The sequence below is a fragment of the Nonomuraea sp. NPDC049784 genome (assembly GCF_040659615.1).
In the GTDB taxonomy this organism is placed as follows: domain Bacteria; phylum Actinomycetota; class Actinomycetes; order Streptosporangiales; family Streptosporangiaceae; genus Nonomuraea.
In genome coordinates this window covers 1-7292 of record NZ_JBFAMX010000523.1, presented here as the reverse complement: position 1 = coordinate 7292, position 7292 = coordinate 1, and the positions used below count along the sequence as shown (strand labels likewise).

Genomic DNA, 7292 nt, shown 5'->3' with positions numbered 1-7292 from the left:
GGTGCTCGGGGGCGTCCTCGCCGGGCATCAGGTACTGGATGGCGGCCCACAGCGTGGGGGTCGCGAAGGGGCGGCCGCCCAGACCCGGGTTGGCCAGCGCGATCGCGCGCCGCTCCCCGCCGCGGCCGACCGGGACCAGGTCGCCGGCCTGGGCCGCGAGCCGGCGTAGGTTGTCCCAGCGCCACAGGTGCGGCACCGCGCGCGAGCGGGGATGGGCCGGCATCAGGTCGCCGATCTCCGTCCACAGCGGCACCAGCAGCTCCTGCTCGAAACCGCGGTAAAGATCCTCGAGCGCGGGAGTGACAGTGGGCTGGTCCGGCGCGTCGGTCGCGCGGAGCCGCACCGGGGACTCTGGGCTGGTCACAGGGGTGCTCATGCGGCTCATGCTGCTACTGTCACATTCTGCAGAACACATAATTCTGTTGTGCAGAATTGGAGGGTGATGGACAAGCCGCTGAAGAATCCGCCCACCTACCTGATCAACAGTGTTGATCACGCGTTGCGGATCGCCACGATGCTGCAGCTGGAGGGTGAGCTGAGCGTCTCAGAGGTTGCCGAGCGGCTTGGCGTGGCCCGCTCCACCGCGCACCGGCTGCTCGCGATGCTGGTGTACCGGGACTTCGCGGTCCAGGACGATCGGCGCCTCTACCGGGCCGGCCCGGTCCTGGAGCTCGCCGCCCACTCGCCCTCGGTCGCGTCCCGGCTGCGGGCGGCGGCCCTGCCGCACCTGCACCGGCTCGTCGACGTGGTCGACGAGTCCGTCAACCTGGCGGTGCGCACCGGGGACACGGTCCGGTTCATCGTCAGCGTCGAGTGTGCCCGGACCCTGCGGGTGGGGTCGCGCGAGGGCATGGTGTTCCCGGCCCACCGCACCACGGCGGGACTGCTCCTGCTGGCCGAGCTGACCGACGAGGAGCTCCAGGAGGTCTACCCGGCCGACGGTCCCGATCTGGAAGGGCTGCGGGATGAGCTGGCCCGGGTACGGCGCAACGGTTTCGTCCTCAACCAGAACCGCTCCGAGCGCGGCGTGGTGGCGGTCGGCGTGCCGGTACGGGGGCCAGACGGGAACGCTCTCGCCGGCCTGTCGGTGTCGATGCCGAGCGGACGCTACGACCGGCACCAGCTGCCGTCACTGGTCAACATCCTGAACCGCGCCGCGGGCGCCATCGAGGCCGATCTCGCCTGAGCCGGGCTCCAGCGCCCGCCGGGTCTCCCGGGCGGTGGTGAGCAGGTGCGCGGTGAACCTGTCGATGTCCTCCTGGGCGTACCGGGCGAAGGGCATAGCGATGCTGAAGGCCGCCCGCTCGCCGTTGATCACGCCGAGCGACACGGCGAGGGCCGCGACGCCGACTTCGGACTCCTCGAAGTTCACGCCGATGTTCTGCCGGCGGGTCTTGTCCAGCTCCTGATGGATCCTGCCGAGGTCGATGTCGAGTTCGCGCCCGCGCGCGCCGGACAGCGCGACCCCGTAGCGGGCGTCGACCTCATCGCGGGGTAGCTCGGCCAGCATGGCCTTGCCCGCCGACGTGACGTGCGCGGGGAGCTTCACGCCGGTCCGCAGACTGAACCGCAAGGGGTGGGACGTCGCCTCGATGCCGTCGAGATGGTGGATCTCCGTGCCGACGAGGGTCGCCAGGTGCACCGTCTCGCCCACGCGTTCGAACAGGCGCTCCAGGTAGGGGCGCACTCTGGTTCTCAGCGGTGGCGCCGGCCTGGCCATGCCGGGCTGCAGGAACGCCGGGCCGGGCTCGTAGCGTTTGCGTGCTCCCTGCCTGGCGAAACCGTCCGCGGCGAGCGTGGCGAGAAGGCGTTGCGCCGTTGACGGATTGACGTCCAGAGCCCTGGCCGCCTCAGTGACGCTGAGGCTGCCCTCCTCCGCCATCAATTTGAGGAGCACAAGCGCGCGGTGAACCGCGCCCACCAGCGCTGGTTGATCCGCTGCACCATTTTTGCTTATCACGCAATGAGAATACCGGGTATTGCGCTTTCTGCAATCTGTACGTTACGTTCTCCGGCACGCAGGACGACAGCCTTTCCGGCCCAGCTCCTGGCCTGGCAGCCCGCGGGGGTCAGGTCTGCGGCTTCGCGAGCAACGGCGCAGCCCAAACCACATGACAGGCGCCGCCACAACCCCTTCTCACCGCTCGACCCGCTCACTCCACCAAGGAGTTCCGATGAGTCCGTCACTCCCGGCGAAATTGACAAAGCGGCCTATCCGACCGGCTACGCCCGCTCCGCCTCAGGCGAAGCGCGCCGTGGTCAGCGGGACGTTCGGCTCGGCGCTGGAATGGTTCGACTTCGCCGTCTACGGCGCGATGTCCGCCACCGTCTTCCCGGCCCTGTTCTTCAACGAGATGGACCCCGCCATCGGATTGCTGGCCTCCTTCGCCACCTTCGGCGTCGGCTTCTTCGCCCGGCCGCTCGGCGGCATCGTCTTCGGTCACCTCGGTGACCGCATCGGCCGGCGCAAGGTCCTGCTCACCACGTTCATCTCCATGGGCGCCGGGTCCCTGGTGATCGGCCTGTTGCCGCCCTATTCCGCGATCGGCTTCGTGGCACCCCTGTTGCTGGTGCTGATGCGCTTCATCCAGGGCTTCGCGCTCGGCGGCGAGGCCACGGGTGCCCAGCTGATGACCATGGAGCATGCGCCGGCCGACCGCCGCGCCTTCTACGGTGCGCTCATGGCGATGGGGTCACCCATCAGCCAGGTCGCGGCCAATGCCCTGCTCGCGCTGCTGTCGGGTGTCCTCAGCGAGGAAGCCTTCACGTCCTGGGGCTGGCGCCTGCCGTTCCTGCTGAGCATCCTGCTCGTCGCCGTCGGCATCTACATGCGGCTCAAGGTGGAGGAGACCCCGGTCTTCCGTGAGGGCATGCGGGAACTCGCCGAGAAGACCACCAACCCGGCAGTCGTCCTGCGCACCCACTGGGTCACGATCGCACGGCTCATCCTGGCCTTCTCGCCGATCGTCATCACCTTCTACGTGGTGTCGGTCTTCGGGCTCAGCTACCTGACCCAGCACGGTTTCACCAGGAGCCAGACGTTCACGATCATCATGATCTCGAATTTCCTCTCCGTCATCGCGATCTGGTGGGGAGGGCGTATGGCCGACCTCCACGGCCGCCGGAAAATCCTCATGATCGGCTCCATCGGCACGCTGGTTGCGGCCCTTGTCTTCTTCAGCGTCGTCGACCTGGGCAGCTTCCCCCTCACGCTGGGCATGGTCTCCTTCGCGCTGGTCACGGCCCAGTTCGGCAATGCCGGCCAGGGGGCCCTGTTCGCCGAGGCGTTCCCCACGCACATGCGCTACACCGGCTCGGCCCTGGCGCTCACCGGCGCGAATCTCATCTTCGCCGCGCCGGCCCCGTTCCTGGCCTCGTGGCTGACCAGCCTCAGCGGTGGAAGCACCTTCGCCATCACGGTCTTCTGGGTGGCGGTCATCGCCGCCGCGATCATCAACATGCTGCTCATGGGCGACGGCAAGACGCTCGAAGGCGGCGAGCACCGGTTCGGGCGGTACGCGGACGCCGCGGAGGCCGACGCGGAGCCGGCTCTCAAGGGGGCGGTGCGCCGATGATCGTCGAGCAGCGCACCTACGTTCTGCACACCAGCGCGAGCATGGCCGACTACCTGGAGGCCTACGAGACCATCGGCCTGCCCGCGCAGAAGCCGATCCTCGGCGGCTTTCTCGGATACTTCACCACCGAGTTCGGCCGCCAGAACGAGCTCACCCACTTCTGGGCCTATGCCGATCTGGAGGACCGTCGCCGGCGGCGTGCCGAGCTGGCCGCGAACGAGCAGTGGCAGAAGTGCCTGGCCATCATCCGCCCGATGATCATGACGATGGAGAACAAGATCATGTATCCGACGTCCTTCTCGCCGATCCGCTCCCTGCCCGTCCGCGTCGCCGACGCGGACACGGCGTTCACCGCGAAGTGAGGACGAGGCAATGACCCTGCTACACACCGACGAGCCGGCTCCCGCCCCCGCGCGAACCCGGTCGGCCATCGTCACGGGTGGCGCCGGCGGCATCGGCTCGGCCATCAGCCGGCGGCTGGCCGGGGCCGGCTACGGCGTCGTCGTGGCCGACGTCGATGCCGAGGCCGCCGGCCGTACCGCGAAGGACCTGCCCGAGGTCGACGGCGCCGAACACCGCGGTTTCGGCGGAGACCTGACCAGCTCGGCCGTCAACCGCGAGCTCGCCGCGTTCGCCGCGGACGGCGGAGCCCTCGACGTCATCGTCAACGGCGTGGGCATCTCGCCCAAGCGCAACGGCAGGAAGATCCCGTTCCATGAGCTGAGCGACGAGGAGTGGAACCGGGTGCTGGCGGTCAACGTCAGCGCACCCTTCTTCCTGGTGCGCGAGGCCTACCGGTACATGCCCACCGACGGCAGCGCGAGCATCGTCAACCTGCTGTCGATCACGGCCAAGCTCGGAGCCGGCGGCCCGGAACAAGCGGACTTCCCGCCCTACCTCCCCTCCACCATCGCCTACGCCGCCAGCAAGGCTGCGCTGCAGAACCTCACGGCCAGCCTCTCCCGCGAGCTCGCCCCCCAGCGGATCAGGGTCAATGGCGTCGCCCCCGGATTCGTGCAGACGCCGATGATGGGCGACGTCCCGGCCGACGACCGGCTCCTGAGCCAGGTGCCGATGAAGCGGTTCGCCCGTCCCGAAGAGATCGCCGACGCCGTGGCCTTCCTCCTCAGCGACCAGGCCGGCTATATCAACGGCACCAGCCTCGATGTCAACGGCGGCTGGCTCACCTGCTAGCGCCTGGCCCGTTCAGTCCCCGAAAGGCAATTGCACGCATGTCCATTCCCGAACACACCTTTGACCTGGTCGTCATCGGTTCCGGCATAGCCGGGCAGACGGCGGCGACGTCGGCGGCCGAGTCCGGCCACGACGTGGTCCTGTTGGAGAAGACCGGCACGCTGGGGGGTTCCTCGGCGATGAGCGGCGGCTGGTTCGCCTTCAGCGGTACGCAGGAGCAGGCCGCGGAGGGGATCGAGGACTCGGCCGAGCTGTTCCTCAGGGACATGCTCGAACTGGGGAAGCACCTCAACGACCGATCGCTGCTGGAGGCCTACCTCGCCTGCCAGGAGGACACCTACCGGTGGCTCAAGGATCACGGGGTGGTCTTCCGGGAGGTGGAGCTCAGCTCGGGGCAGTCGGCCAGGCGCAGCCACAACTCCGCGATCAAGGAGGTCCTGGCCACTCTCCACCAGGCGTTCACCGCCGCCGGTGGGCAGACCCGGCTCAGCCACCGGGCCGTCCGGCTGGTGCGGGACGATTCCGGCCGGGTGACCGGGGTGGAGACCGACACCCCCCAGGGGCGGGCGCTGTTTCGTGGGCGGGCCGGAGTGGTGCTGGCCACCGGCGGCTTCTCGCGGGGCACAGACCTGCTGAAGACCTTCGCGCCCGAGCAGCTCGCCGCGATCCCGTACGGTGGCACGGGCAACACCGGCGACGGGCTGAAGATGGCATGGCGGCTCGGCGCCGGCATGGCCGACATGTCCTTCGTCTCCGGGACCTACGGATCGCACCCGGAGACGGGCGAGGAGTTCCACGAGCTGCTCACGGCGTACTACATGGGTGCGATCATCGTGAACAGGCGCGGCCGGCGGTTCGTCGATGAGTCACGGGATTACAAGACGCTGGGCCGGGTGGTGCTCGACCAGCCCGAGGGCCTCGGATTCCAGATCTTCGACGCCAAGGTGCGGGCCAAGTCCCACCGCGGCATCCCGCTGAAGGACGTCGACACCCTCGAAGACATCGGGCACGTCTTCAAGGCCGGCACCCTGCACGAGCTCGCCGAGCTGGCCGGCATCGACCCGGCCGGCCTGGCCGACACCGTGGAGCGCTACAACGCCGTGGCGGCCGGGGAGCAGGCGGATGAGATGGGTCGCACCAGCTTGTGCAACGGCGTCGGCGACCTGCTGCCCATCGATGAAGCGCCCTTCTACGCCTACCCCGCCAAGTCGCTGATGACCACGACCTACTGCGGCATCACCATCAACCCCCACGGCCAGGCGCTCGACGTCGACGGCGAGGTCATCGACGGCCTGTACGCCGTCGGGGAGGTGACCGGCGGCTTCCACGGCGCGGCGTACATGACCGGCACCTCGCTCGGCAAGGGCACCGTCTTCGGCCGCATCGTCGCCCGGCACGCCGCGACCCCATCCGCCGCCTGACAGGAGTCATCGCAGATGAAGCATTCACTCATCGTCGACGAGGTCCGCCACGTGGACGTCGTGGTCGTCGGCTCGGGCGTCTCCGGCTCGGCCGCGGCCATGACCGCTGCCCGGAACGGCGCCAGGGTGGCGCTGCTGGAGAAGCTCGACGCCTTCGGCGGGTCGGCCGCCCTTTCGGCAGGGATGTTCTGGACCGCGCCGACCGTGGAGGCGCTCCGGGAGCGGATCCCGCTCGGGAATCCGGAGCTGGGCGCCAAGCTCGTGGCCGACTACGAAGCGGCTCTCGCCGAGCTGCGGTCCTCCGGTGTGCGGGTGGCCGACGAGCCCAAGCGCGACATCATGACCTTCGGCATCGGCTACTCCACCGACATCAAGGCCATCCTCGCCCGGTGCCGGGAGGAGGTCATCGCGGCCGGCGGCCAGGCGCACACCGGCAGCCCCATCGTCCAGCTCCTCCACAACGGCAGGGAGGTCACCGGCGTCATCGCCCGTGACGGCGAGGGCCGCCTCGTGCGCTACGACGCGGGCGCCGTCGTCCTGGCGACCGGCGGTTTTCAGGGTGCCCGCGATGAGCTCACCCGGCACATCGGGCCCAACGCCGATCGGCTGCTGCTGCGTTCCAACCCCGGCAGCGTCGGGGACGGGCTGCGGCTCGCGCGTGCCGCCGGCGCCGGCGGCACGACGGCGATGAGCACCTTCTACGGTCACCTCATCGGCTACCCGGTGCGCCGGTTCGAGCCTGCCGACTTCCTGCCCTACTCGCAGTACTACTCCGGCTCCACCGTGCTGGTGAACGTGCGCGGGGAGCGCTTCGTCGACGAGACCGAGGGTGACGAGCTGCTCAACCAGGCGGTCACCTTCCAGCCCGAGGCGCGCGGCGTCCTGATCTTCGATCACCACGTCCGCGTCACCGAGGGCACCGAGGAACCCTTCCCCGGCCTCGGCACGATCGACCGGTATGCCGTGGCCGTCGAGGCGGGGGCCCGGCACGCCGAGGCCGCGACGCTGGAGGAACTGCTCGCCGCCGTCGTCGGCTGGGGCATCGACGGGGAGCGGCTGCGCGACACCCTCGATCGCTACACCGAGGTGGCGCGCGACGGCG

General features: G+C 69.4%; 7 protein-coding genes and 1 pseudogene. 6 read left to right on the top strand and 2 right to left on the bottom strand.

Going from position 1 to position 7292, the window contains the following annotated elements; all coding sequences use genetic code 11:
• A pseudogene (locus AB0J09_RS50455) lies at positions 1-376 on the bottom strand (cupin); the annotation flags it as partial.
• Between the two features lie 66 nt (positions 377-442).
• Between AB0J09_RS50455 and AB0J09_RS50450 the strand changes: the two are divergent.
• The gene (locus AB0J09_RS50450; protein ID WP_360708418.1) at positions 443-1186 is read left to right on the top strand and encodes an IclR family transcriptional regulator; all 744 of its coding nucleotides are present in this window, start codon (positions 443-445) and stop codon (positions 1184-1186) included.
• Here AB0J09_RS50450 and AB0J09_RS50445 read toward each other — a convergent pair.
• The gene (locus AB0J09_RS50445; protein WP_360708415.1) at positions 1130-1921 is read right to left on the bottom strand and encodes an IclR family transcriptional regulator; all 792 of its coding nucleotides are present in this window, start codon (positions 1919-1921) and stop codon (positions 1130-1132) included. The two genes, AB0J09_RS50450 and AB0J09_RS50445, sit on opposite strands and share 57 nt — an antisense overlap.
• A 334-nt stretch (positions 1922-2255) precedes the next feature.
• On the opposite strand from AB0J09_RS50445, the gene AB0J09_RS50440 reads away from it, so the two are divergent.
• From AB0J09_RS50440 to AB0J09_RS50420, 5 genes are all read left to right on the top strand, one after another.
• Positions 2256-3575, top strand: coding sequence for an MFS transporter (locus AB0J09_RS50440; protein WP_360708412.1), 1320 nt, complete (start codon positions 2256-2258; stop codon positions 3573-3575).
• The gene (locus AB0J09_RS50435) at positions 3572-3937 is read left to right on the top strand and encodes an NIPSNAP family protein (protein WP_360708409.1); all 366 of its coding nucleotides are present in this window, start codon (positions 3572-3574) and stop codon (positions 3935-3937) included. The genes AB0J09_RS50440 and AB0J09_RS50435 overlap by 4 nt, the downstream gene beginning before the upstream one ends.
• A 10-nt stretch (positions 3938-3947) precedes the next feature.
• A complete protein-coding gene (locus tag AB0J09_RS50430) occupies positions 3948-4769 on the top strand; it encodes an SDR family NAD(P)-dependent oxidoreductase (protein ID WP_360708407.1) in 822 nt (273 codons plus the stop codon).
• A 38-nt stretch (positions 4770-4807) separates the two neighbouring features.
• Positions 4808-6190, top strand: coding sequence for a flavocytochrome c (locus AB0J09_RS50425; protein ID WP_360708404.1), 1383 nt, complete (start codon positions 4808-4810; stop codon positions 6188-6190).
• A gap of 15 nt (positions 6191-6205) precedes the next feature.
• Positions 6206-7292, top strand: a 1087-nt coding sequence (locus AB0J09_RS50420; protein ID WP_360708401.1) for an FAD-dependent oxidoreductase, incomplete at its 3' end; no start/stop codon positions are given.

Coding starts and splice junctions, on each gene's coding strand:
- AB0J09_RS50450 (WP_360708418.1), top strand. CDS start 443: ATGGACAAGCCGCTGAAGAATCCGCCCACCTACCTGATCAACAGTGTT.
- AB0J09_RS50435 (WP_360708409.1), top strand. CDS start 3,572: ATGATCGTCGAGCAGCGCACCTACGTTCTGCACACCAGCGCGAGCATG.
- AB0J09_RS50430 (WP_360708407.1), top strand. CDS start 3,948: ATGACCCTGCTACACACCGACGAGCCGGCTCCCGCCCCCGCGCGAACC.
- AB0J09_RS50425 (WP_360708404.1), top strand. CDS start 4,808: ATGTCCATTCCCGAACACACCTTTGACCTGGTCGTCATCGGTTCCGGC.